Source organism: Candidatus Zixiibacteriota bacterium, from assembly GCA_019038695.1.
Lineage (GTDB): Bacteria > Zixibacteria > MSB-5A5 > GN15 > FEB-12 > B120-G9.
Genome location: JAHOYZ010000010.1, coordinates 18,557 through 34,654, shown reverse-complemented (window position 1 = coordinate 34,654; position 16,098 = coordinate 18,557). Strand labels below are relative to the sequence as shown.

Sequence of the window (16,098 nt, the reverse complement as noted above, 5' to 3'; positions counted from 1 at the left end):
TGTCTTCTGACAATCCGGGTTCTGTAGATTACGAAAACTAAGTAACTGTCACTCAAGATAGACCAAAAGGAATGTCTATGTCCAAACACAACTGGCGTATCGGCCTGACCGCCGTGCTCATCATCCTGTCCTGTGTGGCTTTCTGGCACACGTTCAATCTGTGGACGATGAGCGCCGACGAAAAAGCCGAGATGCAAGAAAACAACCCGGGCGAATTGCTGCGTCTGCAACAAAAAGCCATCCGACTCGGTCTCGACCTGCAAGGTGGAATCCACGTTGTACTGCGGGTCAAGATGGAAGAACTTGACCCCGCTGCCAAAGAAGATGCCGTCGAACGGGCTATCCAGATCATCCGCAACCGTGTGGATGGACTCGGTGTTGCCGAGCCGGTAATACTGAAACAAGGCTCTGATCGCATCATCGTTGACCTTCCCGGCTACACCGACGCCGACCGGGCCGAAGAGCTTATCGGCCAAACGGCTTTGCTTGAGTTCAAGCTGTTGGAGACAATCGATAATGCCAATCTGCTGATGACCAAGCTGGATTCTGTTATCCACGCCTATGAATTGGTCCGCACCGGAGCCGATACGCTTCAGCCAACGGAACCAACAGAGACTGAAACAGAAACGGCTGCGGCCGATTCAGCGGAAACCACCGAGGATGACATCCTTGCAGAACTCATGGGCGACTCGGTGAGCGCCACTACCGATGACCCCTTTGCCTTTGACGAGGAGTTTGGCCTCGATAAGAACGAAAAACCTCTCACTTCGAGAGTTATTGACGTACTGAGACGGGATCGCACCGGTACCAGCTGGCCAGTCTATGTAATTGCCAAACAGGATCGTGAACTTGTCAACCGGTGGTTGGAACTACCGGAAGTGAAAAAGATCATGCCGATCGACGTTGTCTTCAACTGGTCCACCCGTTCTGAGATCCGCAATTCTCGCGAGGTCTATGAACTATATCTGGTCAAACGGAAAGTGCAGTTTCTGGGTAAATTCCTGGAGAGTATCTCGCTTGGTCAGGACAGTTATGGTGGATTCACCGTTGATTTCCAACTCTCAGGTGACGGTGCGGCTCGCTTCGCACAGTTGACCGGTGCCAATATCGACAAACCACTGGCTATTGTCATTGATAACAAGGTCGAGTCGGCACCCTTCATCAACAGCAAGATTCGCCGTAATGGACAGATCACTATGGGTGGCAGCGCAACCATGAAAGATGTTCGCAACCTGGAGATCGTTCTTAAGGCTGGCGCACTGCCGGCTCCGGTTGAGATAATCGAGAAAAACGTCGTAGGCGCTACCCTCGGAGCGGATTCCATCAAGAAAGGTTTCTACGCCTGCCTGCTGGGTCTTCTCATCGTGATGGTCTATATTGGAGTCTATTACCGCCTGTCGGGACTTATTGCCGACATTGGTTTGGTCTTCAACATCTTCTTCCTACTGTCCATTCTGGCCGCTCTGGGAGCGACACTGACAATGCCAGGGATAGCAGGTATTATACTGACGATAGGTATTTCGGTGGATGCCAACATCCTCATCTTTGAACGCATCCGCGAGGAGTTGCGTACCGGAAAAACAGTGAGGGCATCCATTGATGCCGGCTACGATCGTGCTTTTGTGGCTATTTTCGATTCACACGTCACCACCCTGATAACCGCCGGCGCATTATTCCTGCTGGGATCCGGTCCCATCAAAGGCTTTGCTGTCACGTTGTTTTGGGGTGTGTTGATCTCACTGTACACGGCGTATATAATCACCAGGCAGGTGTTTAATATCCGCAAGGCATACAAAAGCCTTAGCATCTGACATGGAGACCAGTTATGGGAATGTTTAGAATAATACCAGAGACCAATATCAACTTTATCGGTGTCCGTAAGATCGCTTTCGTGATTTCACTGGCGCTGATCGCCGTGGGCATGTTCGCACTGGTAACGGTGTGGACCGGAAGTGCCAATCTCGGCATCGACTTCTCCGGGGGCATGATGGCCTACATTGCCTTTGAGCAACCGGTGAGTATCGAAGAAATGCGAGCTGTTCTGACCACTGATTTCCCGGAGGCCCAGATTACCGAGTTAAAAGGCTTCGAGAAACCCAACGCCTTCATTATCAAGACCAAAAGTCCCAAATCTGAAGGGGAAGGGCAATCACATTTGGATACCATCGAAGGAATGCTATCCGAGCGTTTCGCCGGAAACCCTTTCGAAGTGATTTCGGAGCATATCATTGGACCAGCCGTAGGTGAAACACTTAGAAAAGACGCCCAGAAGGCAGTGCTATTTTCGCTGCTGGGCATTATCCTCTACATCTGGATCAGGTTTGACTTCCGCTCCGGTATTGCCGCTACCATCGCGACTTTTCACGATGTACTGGCAGTATTGGGGATCATGCTGCTTCTGGGATACGAGTTTGACCTTCTCCTGGTCACAGCGCTTTTAACCCTGGCCGGTTACTCGCTGACCGACACAGTTGTGGTTTTCGATAGAATTCGCGAGAACCTCAAAAAGTGGCGCGCCAAAGGCGAATTTGCTACGGCCGTCAACCGCTCTATCAACGAAGTACTGTCACGTACCTTCAACACCTCCATTACGGTGTTGTTTGTGGTCGTGTCGCTGTTCTTCCTCGGTGGCGAAGTGCTGAGAACGTTCGCCCTGGCGCTGACGCTGGGTGTTATCGTTGGAACGTACTCTTCGATCTTTGTGGCCAGCCCAATTGTGGTCGAGTGGGAAGCTCGCAGACCACAGCGATTCAAGTAGACTCTGTCTATATCTATCTGTGACTATTCAACGGCAGGCCTGCAAAGGCCTGCCGTTTTTTTCAGTGGGCGGGAGACACCCAACCAGGTGCTACCAGTCGTTTGCCCCATTGGATACAACTCCCTCCAGGCGGCCGGTTTTAACTTGTTGGGATCAGGAAATGTTCCTCCGTTCACGCCAGACAAAATGAAATCAACCTCACTTTTTTTCACTGCCAGCCCTGTTTCAACTGTATATTACTTAGTATGTGGAAACCTGTATTCAAGACTCTCGGCGCGGCTTTTGTCACCTTACTAATCGGCACTCTTCCGGCAACGGCGCAACGCCCTAACCGAATTGACGTACCGGCTGCAATAAATCAGGAGATGCCTGCTGATCCCTCAGCTGTCAGTGTTGCTCGTTTGCATTATTCGGGTGGCGGAGACTGGTATTGGGGTAGCTCGGCGATACCAAACTTCCTGCATTTCGTAGCCACCAATACGGATTTCCCGGTGGATACAATTGAACGCGTGGTTACGATTGATGATGCCGACCTGTTTCGCTATCCGTTCTTGTTTGCAACCGGTCACGGCCTGATACGTTTCTCCGCTGATGAGAAAGATCGTCTACGTCGCTATCTCGCCGGAGGGGGATTTCTCTTTGTTAATGATTCTTATGGTATGGAGCGGACCTTTCTGGAAGAAGTAGCCAAACTGTATCCCGAACGGGAGCTGGTGGAGCTACCTCTCGACCATCCCATATATCATTGCTTCTATGATTTTCCAAACGGACCGCCCAAGATTCACGAGCATGACAAACAAGCTCCGCGCGGCTACGGCATTCTGCTCAACGGACGAGTAGTACTGTATTTCCTCGTGGAGTCCGACATCGGTGATGGTTGGGAAGATCCACAGGTACATAATGACCCTCCGGAGTTGCGTGAGGCCGCACTACGAATGGGAGTAAACATACTGACCTATGCTTTGTTGAATTAGAAGTCGGAAGACGTTTTGTTCTCGCCGGTAACTGACCGATAAACAGTAGTAGCTACATTAGCTTGAATTGAGGATAGCATCGTGACAACCGAAAGCCTCGCCCTGCTGGGAAGATTGAAATCAGTACTCTTGCGTCAGCGTCTGGTTCGGTTTCTCGCCGGAGTGTTCCTGACAGCCGGGGTTCTTCTTCTGATAGCAATCGGGTTGTCGTTTCTGGCAAGTATATCAGTATTGCCGGTGTGGCTCAAAGTCACACTATTATCCGCAATGGGCATAGTCGCATTGGCACTATTTATACGCTATGCCATCGTCCGGCTCTTCGGAGGATCAGTAGAAAACGTGGCCGTTATCCTGGAACAGAAAAATCCGCATCTCAAAGGCCGCCTGATCGCCGCCGTGCAGTTTGCTCTCGGAAGCCGGTTCGCTGGCTACTCACAGGAGTTAGTCGCCGTTACCGAACAACAAGCAATCCAACGGGCAAAGCAGATTGACCTGGGACAGGCTGTTTCGTACCGCACCATTTGGCGCAACGGACGTTTGTTTGTGATCTCGGCTCTGATGGCCATAATCCTGGTAGCTACCCTCCCCGGGATCTTTCGGTATTCGCTGGAAGTGTACTCACAACCCCTGACCGAGGTGGCACCGCCACTCGGATATACGTTGGAAGCAACGCCTGGGTCGGTGGAGTGGGTGAAATACCGCGACATAGAGATCGGTGCCACTTTGACCGGGACCGCTTTCCCGGACGAAGCTATCATTTATCATCGACTCGTCGGAGGCAACTGGCAGCACAACGCGGTGAATCTGCCTTCCTCGTCGGGGTTGTCCTCTTTTGACAGCGATACTGTTGTCTGTAAGATTAAATTGCGTCAGGTGAACCGATCCTTCGACTACTATGTCGAGGCTGGCCGTGTGAAGACTGAGATTCAGGAAATCGATGTCGTTGACCGACCGCGAGTGACCGACATTAAACTATCCCTGTTCTATCCCAAGTATTCAGGTCTGCCGCCAAACATAATCAATGAGAACAATGGTTCCTTCTCAGCTCTGAAGGGCACGCGACTTAATATGGTTGTGGGAACTAACCTGCCAATTGTAGAGGCTGGCCTTGTATTTGAAGATTCCAGCCAAACACCACTAACCGTGAACAGTCGGACCGGTGAAGTTTCTCTGCAAATCGATAGCTCCCTATCTTATCACATTCGTCTTCTGGATCATCTCGGAGAACAGAATCCCGACCCGATTGAATATTACATTACAGCCATTCCAGACGAATATCCTTCGGTGGATGTCCTGCGCCCGGGTTTCGATGCTAACTTATCGGATGAGATGATCCTGCCTTTGAAAGTCAGGATTTTCGACGATTTCGGGTTCTCGACGCTGGTAAAGAAATATACACAGGTAACTCGCGGACGAGCCGGAGAAGAAAACGTCATTGTGCTGCATTTCTCGGACCGGATCAAGACCGAAGGCGACGTTGAATTCGACTGGGACATGGATGCTTTGCATCTCTATCCGGGTGACTATGTCGTATATCATTTTGAAATCGCCGACAACGATGACGTTTCTGGTCCCAAGGTGTCACGCTCCCGACAGTATATCGCCCGACTACCTTCACTTGATGAATTAATCGCACAAACCGAAGGCGAAAGTGCGCAGCGTATCAGCCGGACCGAACAGATGCTTAAGCAAGGTAAGGATATGTCGGACAAGCTCAAGAACATGGCGCGACGGATACAAGCTCAGAACAAATCTGCGAAGAAGGCTGACTGGCAGGATCAGAAAGAACTGGAGGCGCTCGCTGAGAAAAACCAGGAACTCGTCAACAACTTGGAAAAGATGGCCGAGGAGATGGAGAAATCGGTCGAGAAAATGGCCGACAACGCCACTATGAGTCGTAAGGTTATCGAGAAACTGCAGCAGATACAGAAGCTGTTTGAGGATGTAGCGACCCCCGAAATGAAAGCAGCGCAGCAGAAGCTCATGGAAGCCATGAAAAACATGGATCGCCAGAAAGTTCTCGAAGCCATGAAAGATTTCGAGATGTCTCAGGAAGAATTGCTCAAACGGCTGGAACGTACCCTCGCTCTCCTGAAGAAAATGCAGGTTGAGCAGAAAATGGAAGCTATGGTCCGTCAGGCCGAGCAACTGCTGGAGCAACAACAGGCCCAGAATGCCAAGACTGATTCGTCTGCAACCGAAGACCTCCCTTCTCTGAGCAAACAGGAAGATGAAATCGAGCAGGGGCTACAATCGCTTAAGAATCAGGTAGAGGAATTGCGGGAATTAATAAAGCAGGCCGAGATGGAGGGTTCTCCTGAAGCCCAATCTTTTGCCGATGCGGTCGAGAAAACGGATGCCGATGAGAACATGGCGCAAATGTCCGACGCTCTGAAGCAGATGCAGAAGGATCAGGCTGCCAGCGAGGGCGGTAGCGCCGCGTCTAAACTATCGCAGATGCTTGATCAGATGCAACAGCAATTGATGGCTATGACCGAGAGTAACGACGACGAAACAACGAAAGCGATCCGCATGGCTATGGAGGATGCCAACCAACTCTCCCGGGATCAGGAACAATTGCTCAAAGAGGCCGCCCGAATGACGGCCGAATCGACTCTGCTACAGGAAATGGCAACCAGCCAACAGGACCTTCAGAAGGCATGTTCCGGTTTGAAAAAGAGGATTTCCGAACTGGGCAAAGAGTCGCCATTCATAGCCGCCGAACTGGAGATGCTCGTCAATCAAGTAACTGAAAACATGCAGCAGGCCATTGATGGCTTCACTGAAAATAAAACCAGTCAGGCTTGTCGTTCACAACGTCAGGCAATGGTGGATCTCAACCGGGCGGCTGTCCGCCTTTTGGAATCCCTCGATCAGCAAAAACAGTGTGACAAGGGTGGCAACTGCGACAAGAACATGTCTAAGCTGGAATCGATGTGCAACAAACAGAACAAGTTGAACCAGAAAACCAAGGGCCAGTGCAACAAGCCTTCTATGAATCCGGCGGCCCAGGGAAATGCCGCTCGCGAAGGACTTCAGAGACTGATGGGCGAGCAACAATCGATTCGCAAATCAATGGAGCAATTAGCCGATGAGTTCGGTAGTTCCCGACAGGTTCTGGGGCGACTCCAGGATATTGCCCGGGAAATGAAGGAAGTTGAAGAAGACCTCGCTGATGGCGAGATCGGCGAGCAGACACTCCAGAAACAGCTCCGCATTTACTCGCGTATGCTCCAGGCCAGTCGTTCATTGCAACGTAAAGATTTCACACAGCAGCGCAAAGCGACCGCCGCCGAAGAGCAACTGTTTGTTATTCCGTCAAGTCTACCGGCGGAACTTCTTGACAGCCGCGTGAAGCTTGAAGATCGGCTGCGCCGCTTCCTCGGCGACAGCTATCCGCCTCAGTATGAGGAGCAGATCAAGGCTTACTTCAAAGCGCTTCTTCAGACCGAGTCGCCCGATCGATCAACCACTCCTGCACCCGGAGCCGGTCAATGAAAATATCAAGCAAGCTTGTTTTATTAATCGGCATTGTGTTCACCCTGGGTCTTAATGTAAGTGCAGACCAAACTCCGAAGGCCATAGACAAACCGCCTGATCTCCAGACTGCCAGCAACGCCGATCTTATCAGGCTGGCTCGTCAGATGATAAGGGCAAAAGATTTCTTCCGCGCGGCAGGACTGCTCGAATCAGTCTACGAACGCCAGCCGGACAACTCAACCGTGACCAACCTCCTGCGACAGTGCTACGACAAGCAGGGACAGTTCGCCAAATCTGAACTGCTGATTCGTCGTCTCCTGGAAACATCGACTGCCAATTTCACTCTGCATCTGTTTCTGGCCGAGAATCTGGCTGTTCAAAATGATACTGCCGGAGCACATGTAGCCTACCAACAAGTAATCGATCTGCTTGCTGATCAGGACCCCTCACGATATGTTACGACTGTTCGAAGTATGGAGCGTTACGGCTTCGCTACCAACGCCCTGGATCTGATCCTTACTGCCAGAGAACAAGCGACCAATCCGACCCTGATGGCACTTGATGCCGGAAAAATCCTGGAGGGTCTGACGCGCTATGGGGAGTCATCCGAAGAGTACTTCGTCGCACTCGACGACTCTTCCAAAATCGCAGTCGAAGCCGAGAATCGCCTGCTGAACCTGTTGTCTTTCGTCGGTGTCGGAAGTGAAATTGAAACAGCACTCCTACGAAAGGACGGGACAACACTTCAGGCTCGTGCCGCAAGGTTGCTTTCAACTCATTGCCTTAAGACAGACCGGTTCGAAGAAGCTTTCCGCTATGCTCGCTTGCAGGATTCACTGGAGGAAAATAAAGGTCACGCTTTGCTACGATATATCAGAGTATGCCAGGAACGACAGTTATACGCTGAGGTTGTAAAGGCCTCCGAGGAAGTCCTGTCAATATACGGCGATCAGTCGGTATTCGAGGAAACATATTTCATTTATGCTGACGCCCTCCTTCATATGGGTCTATACGACCGCGCAATAACTGTCTATGACACTATCGTAGCCCATTTCCCACGCGAGCAGGACAAAGCTCTGGCTTGCTACTACGTTGGTGATATCTATCTCAACTACCTCAACGACTACCAAGCCGCACTGGCTATATTTGATTCCGTTTCGGCCAACTACCGATCCGGAAACGGATATATGAAAGCTCTACTGACCGCACCACATTGTCTGTTGCGACAGGGGGATCTCGACGCGGCTTTCTCGAAATTCAGTTCCCTGGCCCGACGTACTTTCAACGACGACATAATGGAAGCTATTCATTTCCACATGGGGTTAGTCCAGTTTCTTCAGCTGTCATTCGATTCATCGCGGGTGACATTCAATCGCCTGCTAGTGGATTTCCCACGCGGATTTTATGTCAACGATGCCCTCAGCCTGATGCTCCTGATTGATGAAGCCAAGGATTCACCCAATCTGCTGAAGCAGTATTCTCGATTCCTGATGTTCGACTTGCAACAACGCCCCGACTCAGGCATGATTATGCTGGAAGAATTGGCCACTGCATCTGACCCAACTTTGGCCGACATCGCCCTGTACAAACTGTCGCAAATCAGCCTTGACCAACCGGATTCGGCGGCGGCGATTAGCTACGTTGATCGCCTGACGGAGCAGTTTCCCGAATCATACTATCTCCCTTATGGCCTTAAGATAAAAGCGGACATACTGCTGGAGAAAATTGATTCGCTGGAAGCCGGCAAGGAGATATATCGGCATCTTCTTGAAAAATACCCGAACTACCCCTTCATCTCCGATGTCCGCAAACGCCTCCGCGAACTGGAAGAAGACACCCAGACGAGCTAGCGGAAGCCTACTACCAGGAGATATCGTCTACCCAACTAACGTCAGCGCCACTACGGCTTTGTCGGCCCATGCATATCCGTATCCCTGATATGGGAATCCATAATCCCTCTCTCGTCCCGTCTTAGTCGTGACAAATTTGGCCCGCAGGCGTTCGCCGCACTCGCCAGACATCTCCATCGTCCATGCGTACCCGTACCCGCGGAATGGGAAATGCCATTTTTTCTCACGAGCAACTTCTGTCACTACCAAGTCAATCTCATTCCCGCCGACATACCCCTGCATTCTTCTCGCCCATGCAAAACCATGACCGAAGTAGAAAAACGACCAGGATCTGTCAGTACCAACCTCACTGGTCCAGAGTTCTATGGACATATCATTCTTGTTTCCCGCCATTCTCTTGGCCCATGCAAAGCCGTATCCGACATAAGGAAAACGAAACTTCCGCGCCTTACCTACCTCAGTAGCAGTTAGCTCTATATCCAGCCGACCTCCGGCCTCACGGACCAGTGCCACCAGGTCATCGTAGGCGATTGTCTTACCCTGAGGTTGATACCTCGGAAGGAATTTCTCAACCAGGGGAGTCTTGCACGCCGGGCACTTCGCCTTCCAGCCAATGAACTCACACTTGCATTCGGGGCAGAACATATCGACCATCCCTTCTGACTTCGTACATCACCTTGATGTACATACGCGTCAGCCAGTCCGGATATTCACCAACTCCGCGAGGATTCTTTTCCCTGTGGCAAACCCCCGATCCACTCGCTGGTAGAGATTATGATATGTTAAGATATGTGTTCGACAGTGTGTATTCTGTACTTAGGAGTAGCTTTCGGTAGTACTGGGGATATTACGACGCGGTAACGGCCACAAGTCAGGCTTCTTCAACCGTCAGGGCCATAATGTCATTGACCGTGATCGGCTCGGCAGTACAGAATCCCTGACCATACTTGCACCGAGACTGAAGACCGAACGATCGCGCCATAGCGGAAAGGTGTTCGAGATAGTCTTTAGACTTACCGGGATTGAGAAACTGTGATTTGTGGGCAGACAGAGCCTCTATCCAGCGTTCATAGTGAGAAGTGATGTCCACCACAACATCAGGTGCCACCCCCGGAGGAAGGAAATAGTGAAACAAGCGCTGAACCAAATGCGCAGAACCGGGCAAGTCAGCTTTGGTCAGTGACGCCAGATGCGCGGCATTGACAGCTATCACTCCAGCTGCCACATGATCGGGGTGCGACTGACGGCGACCGTGACCGATGCGAGGGTACGGGGCCAGGATGATTCGTGGCCGGGTACGTCGTATCACTTCCGCCAAAGCAACACGTTTGTCGATGTTGTCAGCAAGTCGAGTATCCCCCCAGTCCCAGGTCTCAATCACATCGACACCCATGATCTTTGCCGCAGCACGGATCTCATCGGACCGCATCTCCGGAGTGCCGCCGGTAGCCATCTCTCCCTGAGTCATAACGACAATGCCACACCGGTAACCACGGCCAGCGGCATCAATCAATACTCCCCCAGCACCCACCTCGACATCGTCGGGATGCGCCCCTATGGCCAGCAGATCATAAGTTTGTTCGTTCATTGGTTCCGGTCAAAAAAAGACCCGGAAGAAATACTCCTCCGGGTCAGATAATATCTAGCCTCAGCTATTCGGCAGCTTGGGCTGCTTCGAAATTGCGTGAGTGGAAAATCAGCATCTCCCGCAACAGATCATATACATACTGATCCTTAGTCGCCGGGTTAGTACTGTAGCCCGAATACTCATACACATTAGTAGCGTCCAACAGTCCATGTGACTGGAGTGTGTTAATCCATGAGTGTGTCTGATACCCGAAAGTCATGTCCTGCTCACTGGGATCTTCGGTAGTACCAATCCAAATGTCAACATCTGCCAGGCAACCATCGCCGGAATCACTCAGAATAGTCTCCAGGTTATTCTTCAACCACAAATCCCAAATGAGATCGTATGGCTCACCATGAACGTCAAAGGGTAGATGGAACTCGAAATCGTTCTCAGCAATATTAATGATCTCAGTGCAAAGGGTCGCCTCGTCATCTATCTGGTAGCGTAGCGTATCGTAGAGTGTGTCAATCACGTTGGGATATCCAATAATGAATGTCGTATCGTAGAATGTGTCAATAACAGGAATCGGGATAAGCATATAGCCGCGTTCTCCATACGGGAAAACGAGCGTATCGTTTGGTGAAAATGCCAACGCTCCGCCGATGAACATCCTTCCGAGGGGATATGCACTGGCAGAACTATCAAATTTATCAGTCCAACTTGTATCACCGACCTGCACATAATCAAGTAATCCCTGCTCCGACAAAACATCCGCAAACAAATCCTCAAACCCACTCACACCGTCAGCTCCATCGAAATCAAGTGGTCCGTCAGCGACAGCGATCGAAGAATACTCGTTTCTATGCAGCATTGCCGCTCTGAAAGCGCCATATGCTCCCTGCCCGATGCCCCCTATGCCACGATACCTGCCGTCATCCTTAAACAGATCGCCACTGTGGGAACTCAGCCAGTCAAGCAAAGGACGGCCAAAGAGAGCATCGTAGTCGCCTGATGCTCCACCGTTGCCGGCCCAGAAAAACCCGCCAAACGTCTCATGGTTGTTGATCGTTACGATGGCCATGGGGACAATTTCCCCATTGGCAATTAGCTCATCTGCAATCTTGGACAAACCATGCCGGTAATAATAATCCTCTGAACCGTCTTGAGGAGGGAGAAGAACCACCACCGGTAACTGATCCTGTTGAAATACTCTGTTGGGAATATAGGCATCCACCAAAGCCATCTCGCCAGTATTTGCTATCTGGAGAAAAAATTCATTTGAGAAAGAATGATCAAAACGTGCAGGCGCAACCGGCAAATCCACGATATCTGGAGCTTGATTTGCTCCGCGATCAGAACAAGCCATCGAAATAGCCAGGGCCAGAGCCGCCAAGACTGCGACAGTCTTTAGGATATTATGCATCTCTGACCTCCTTAGAATCGGTAATTAAATGAGAGTATAGTTTCATAGGTGCTGGCCTCGTAATCACCAGGGAAAGCTTGCACCGTCTCCCCGATCTCGGTATCCCCAAAACCATCCACCGACAGACTTGACTGCGACTGATAGCTCGTTGTCAAGGCCACATCCCAACGGTCAATATGGGCAATGAAACCAAAGTTGAGTCCCATTTTGTTGCTGGCGTCAATAAACTGTGGGGTAACCATCTGATCCGAATTGCGTGCCGGCGACTGCTCGAAGGAAATGCCGCCAAGCAAGGTGAGGTAGTCAGCATAGTCGTACATCGTACCCAACATTAACTTACCTGCATTTTCCCACTCCACCGGAGCAGACAAATCGGACGTAAAGAAGTCAGGCGCTACAGTGGCCGTATCACTGGCTGCACCGAAAGGTAATTCATGATCAGAGTATTTGAACTCCAAGCCCTCATAGCCGGACCAGAGCGTGTACTCAACATCAACTGCAACGGTTAGTTTCTCTGTAGCTCGATAAGCAAATCCCAACCCCAGAGACGGAGGTAGATCAAGCTTGGTCTCAAAATTAGCCTGGTGTCGAACTGTTTGTCCGGCCAGGAATAAGTATTTGAGAGTCGTCTGATAACCATCCGGCAGTGTGGGCCATATCGTGGGTCGGTCGGACGTATAAAAATAATTCTCAGCGTTGCCGGTTATCGTAACGGAGAATGGCAAAGCAATAGTAGCACCGATATCGGCCTTCTCACTTGCCTTCCACATCATCCCCATGCGCAGACCAAAGCCATAACCTGAGCCGTTATTGCTACTCCACTGAGGAAGCCGACGAAATGGACGATCTCTGAATATGTCATAGGAGACAGAATCAATAAGCGCTAAAGGATTATCCCGGAAGTAGATATTCTTATAGATCAGGTCGGCCCGCAACAGCTGCAATCCTACTCCGAGAGACAATTTGTCTTCCATGAACTCCCTCGCTGCGGTTAACTGAAAAGCCACAACGTCAAGATTGACCTGATATTGATCACTCGGTAAAGAGGTCTTGCTGTTATAGGTCGGGAGCATCTGGAACATCTCCCATGAAACGTTACGATCAAACGGTTGATAAGCGCTCAGACCAAAAACCGTCTCACCCCAAACAGGTAGCCTCACCATAAAGCCTGCCGCTGGACTTGAGAGTATTTCGTGGGTGTTATAGTTGGTCCGATCATTGAACATCCCGGTCTCCCACTCTCCGTTCCAACGATAATCCGGAATGATCTCATCCCGATGGTGAACGAAGGCGATATTGGCACCCAACTGGTTATCGAGAGCATTCGCATAACCGGCGGGATTGTAATAAGCAGCCGACCAGTCATCGGCAATTGCCCGGAATGCACCTCCCATTCCTCGTGCCTTGGTACCCACTCCGGAATTCTCAAACCCACCGGCATAAAGACCGGGAGCGAGAACTACGAGGATTACCAATACTGCAGCAGAAAATCTGACTAATCCCATCCTGATCTCCGTAATAACAGTACAACTCAAGATTTCTCTTATCATACGTTTGGTATCTCCAATGTGACGGCCAATTCGGCTATCCTGAGTGCCATCCGACACATTCAGAATAATCCTGCGCCCTTTCAGGCAACCGCCAATTTATTTCCACGAACAGGCAGTCAAGTTATGCCAAGCTCCTTTGCTTGTCAAGAGATAAGCCCTTTTTTTGGTCTCTCTTGCAGGCAACCAGACGGATGACAAATTGTGTCTTAGCTCGCACAGTATCTGGACGCTTCAACAGCTTCAACCGTCAAACCAAAAGTTCTCCTTTCGCGGGATGAATTTGAATAGCACACCATGAGAAAAGCCATTTGAACCCGTCACAACCTCCTGACGGCTTCAGACAGAAAACTACGAAATGGTCAAACAGGAAAATTCATCATTATCACACAGAATATCTTTCTGTATCGACCCCAAAAACAGCTCGCCCCTAAACCGCAAAACATCCACATACGCCTGAATGACAGCACGTTAGCCTGACGGTTATATGTCGGCACTGGCTTTGCTTAGACAATTGACAGATTATGACAGCAATGGGCAGAGCCCATTCTGTGGACCCGATCCATAGGAAGGTATTGATCGTGAGAAGAATTTTGATCTTATTTGTCCTGGTTATTGTTCTGGTTTCGCTAAACTGGTTCCGGGCTCTGCTGGCGTAGGACATCGGAGAATCCTGCGATGAGCTATTGCCCTGCTCGTTGCTCCGAAACGGCTGCTACTGCCTGTCGGAAGTCGGTGTGGACGATCACTGTACTCCAATGGTTGCAACGGTCGAGATAGTCGGAATGCTTACTAAGGTGTATCTGATCAGCGAAATGTAAGCTCCGACCAAATGAGATTGAAGACGACCTTGGAATACGAAAAATTGATGACCAAACGTTATGACTCGTGCAGCGGTTTCTGAAGCTGCTGCCCATCTTTTCCTACCTTCCTACTGCCACCAGGGAGTTGTCTCCAACTCCATGGTGGCTTTCATATTTAAGCCGGAATGATTTTCGTCTCAAACTGGAAAAACATTACCAACAAAATATCTTCTCGCCCAAATCATCCCCCATCCCTCCAGATATATACTACCTTAACGTGCTGTGTTGTCATGTGTTATGACAGAATTGTGCAATAATGATACACCCGGCATTCGCTTTGCAATCCATAGAACTGCATGAAATATCGATACGCAATCATAACCGGCGGACTAACCGCCAATAGTAGGCCCCCCCTGCCCCGCAACCGCGGTCAGCACATAATGCTGGCAACTCAGGGCCGGACCCAGCAACGTGAGGTGAAAAGATGACAACCCTGCAAAGAGACAGTTTGAACACCCTCGACGAGATCATCGAACTGATGGTACGCAAGACAAAGACCACGACTGATATGATTTGGCCGTTTGCCGACTCGACCGACGTTCTGACCGGATTGCTGAGCCTTTATTACAAACCTGGCGCCAGAATGGTCGCCGCCGGACATGTTGATCCAGCGGTGGAAATTGCAGCCGACCGAGCTGAAGTCCAGCTGCATGAAACGATCGGCATCTCCCCCTTCAGCGGCGACATCGAATCAGCACTGGATGCTGTCTCATCTCCCACAGACATGATCTTCATTGCCAATCCGAACCGGATCACCGGTGCCAATTTCTCGCTGGCAGAAGTAAAATATCTGGCCGAGGCAATCCCTGAGGGAGTGCTGATTATAGACGAGTACTACCATGACCATTTTGGTATCTCCGGTGCAAAACTGCTGGAATCGTTCTCTAACATAGTGATTCTGCGATCATTCGCAGCCTCCTTTGGTATTCGGTCATCTGATGCTGGTTTCATCATGGCCGCCCCTGAAACGATTAGCCGCATCAACAACTCCCTGCCGCAGTCAAGGGTCTCGACTATCATTCGCAAGACCATTCGGGCCACGCTGGTAAACGATGTGGCCCTCCAGAACCATCTCCATGAAATCCACGATGAGGGTCTACGCCTCGCTAAGGAACTGAGCCAAATCGGAGTCCAATGTCGTTTGACGGCGACCGATTTTGTCCTGCTGCGCGTCAAGGATCCGGCTGGTGTGGGCAACAGTCTGGCCCGGGGCAGAGTGACCATTGAAAACCTGGACGGATACCACAGTCTGAATAACTACGTCAAGTACCAGATCCAATCGCCGATATCGAATGATGCCATAATTAGCGCCTTCAAGAGAATGCCGACGGAACTGTATCGCATGAAATCTCTCGACCGGAGAGCCGTCAAAATGCGCCATGATCACCACGCCCCTTCACTGTCAGAAAATCGACTTCGAACGACTGCAGATCGCACCCCAGGGTTGAGTCAGGAAGCCCCTGAATTGTCATCGGATCGGAAAGTAGCTCTCGCGTCCAAACAGCCGATCAAAGAACGCCTATAGAGCCACGACGGTCCACAAATCGTGACCGGCCGTTGAACCGGATTGAATGTCTCATACCTGCGCCCGGGTGAAGGGCGTATAGATGCTAAATCGACGGTATATGCAATA

At 50.6% G+C, this 16,098-nt stretch carries 10 protein-coding genes; 6 read left to right on the top strand and 4 right to left on the bottom strand.

All coding sequences use genetic code 11. From position 1 onward, the window contains the following. The first annotated feature begins 77 nt into the window (after positions 1–77). The 5 genes from secD (at position 78) to KOO62_04225 (ending at position 9,062) form a co-directional block, all read left to right on the top strand. On the top strand, positions 78–1,811 hold the full coding sequence (secD, locus tag KOO62_04245) for a protein translocase subunit SecD (GenBank protein ID MBU8933198.1): 1,734 nt from the start codon (positions 78–80) through the stop codon (positions 1,809–1,811). A 20-nt stretch (positions 1,812–1,831) separates the two neighbouring features. Beyond that, positions 1,832–2,758, top strand: a complete 927-nt coding sequence (gene secF / locus KOO62_04240; GenBank protein MBU8933197.1) for a protein translocase subunit SecF — start codon at positions 1,832–1,834, stop codon at positions 2,756–2,758. Positions 2,759–3,123: 365 nt separating this feature from the next. Continuing rightward, a complete protein-coding gene (locus tag KOO62_04235) occupies positions 3,124–3,732 on the top strand; it encodes a DUF4159 domain-containing protein (GenBank protein ID MBU8933196.1) in 609 nt (202 codons plus the stop codon). A gap of 81 nt (positions 3,733–3,813) precedes the next feature. After that, positions 3,814–7,230: a hypothetical protein gene (locus KOO62_04230; GenBank protein MBU8933195.1), complete on the top strand. Its 3,417-nt coding sequence runs from the start codon at positions 3,814–3,816 to the stop codon at positions 7,228–7,230. Further along, entirely contained in the window at positions 7,227–9,062 is a 1,836-nt protein-coding gene (locus KOO62_04225) for a tetratricopeptide repeat protein (protein MBU8933194.1), read from the top strand. The genes KOO62_04230 and KOO62_04225 overlap by 4 nt, the downstream gene beginning before the upstream one ends. 27 nt (positions 9,063–9,089) lie before the next feature. Here KOO62_04225 and KOO62_04220 read toward each other — a convergent pair whose 3' ends face one another. The 4 genes from KOO62_04220 to KOO62_04205 form a co-directional block, all read right to left on the bottom strand. Then, positions 9,090–9,707, bottom strand: a complete 618-nt coding sequence (locus KOO62_04220) for a hypothetical protein (protein MBU8933193.1) — start codon at positions 9,705–9,707, stop codon at positions 9,090–9,092. Positions 9,708–9,933: 226 nt separating this feature from the next. Next, the gene (bshB1, locus tag KOO62_04215) at positions 9,934–10,650 is read right to left on the bottom strand and encodes a bacillithiol biosynthesis deacetylase BshB1 (protein MBU8933192.1); all 717 of its coding nucleotides are present in this window, start codon (positions 10,648–10,650) and stop codon (positions 9,934–9,936) included. A 64-nt stretch (positions 10,651–10,714) separates the two neighbouring features. Further along, positions 10,715–12,055, bottom strand: coding sequence for a hypothetical protein (locus tag KOO62_04210; protein MBU8933191.1), 1,341 nt, complete (start codon positions 12,053–12,055; stop codon positions 10,715–10,717). Positions 12,056–12,066: 11 nt separating this feature from the next. Then, positions 12,067–13,605 carry an outer membrane protein transport protein gene (locus tag KOO62_04205; GenBank protein MBU8933190.1) on the bottom strand — a complete coding sequence of 513 codons (1,539 nt, stop codon included), beginning with the start codon at positions 13,603–13,605 and terminating at the stop codon, positions 12,067–12,069. Positions 13,606–14,889: 1,284 nt separating this feature from the next. On the opposite strand from KOO62_04205, the gene KOO62_04200 reads away from it, so the two are divergent. Then, positions 14,890–15,990, top strand: coding sequence for an aminotransferase class I/II-fold pyridoxal phosphate-dependent enzyme (locus KOO62_04200; protein MBU8933189.1), 1,101 nt, complete (start codon positions 14,890–14,892; stop codon positions 15,988–15,990). Positions 15,991–16,098 lie beyond the last annotated feature (108 nt).

Coding starts and splice junctions, on each gene's coding strand:
- secD (MBU8933198.1), top strand. CDS start 78: ATGTCCAAACACAACTGGCGTATCGGCCTGACCGCCGTGCTCATCATC.
- secF (MBU8933197.1), top strand. CDS start 1,832: ATGTTTAGAATAATACCAGAGACCAATATCAACTTTATCGGTGTCCGT.
- KOO62_04235 (MBU8933196.1), top strand. CDS start 3,124: ATGCCTGCTGATCCCTCAGCTGTCAGTGTTGCTCGTTTGCATTATTCG.
- KOO62_04225 (MBU8933194.1), top strand. CDS start 7,227: ATGAAAATATCAAGCAAGCTTGTTTTATTAATCGGCATTGTGTTCACC.
- KOO62_04220 (MBU8933193.1), bottom strand. CDS start 9,707: ATGTTCTGCCCCGAATGCAAGTGTGAGTTCATTGGCTGGAAGGCGAAG.
- bshB1 (MBU8933192.1), bottom strand. CDS start 10,650: ATGAACGAACAAACTTATGATCTGCTGGCCATAGGGGCGCATCCCGAC.
- KOO62_04210 (MBU8933191.1), bottom strand. CDS start 12,055: ATGCATAATATCCTAAAGACTGTCGCAGTCTTGGCGGCTCTGGCCCTG.
- KOO62_04205 (MBU8933190.1), bottom strand. CDS start 13,605: ATGATAAGAGAAATCTTGAGTTGTACTGTTATTACGGAGATCAGGATG.
- KOO62_04200 (MBU8933189.1), top strand. CDS start 14,890: ATGACAACCCTGCAAAGAGACAGTTTGAACACCCTCGACGAGATCATC.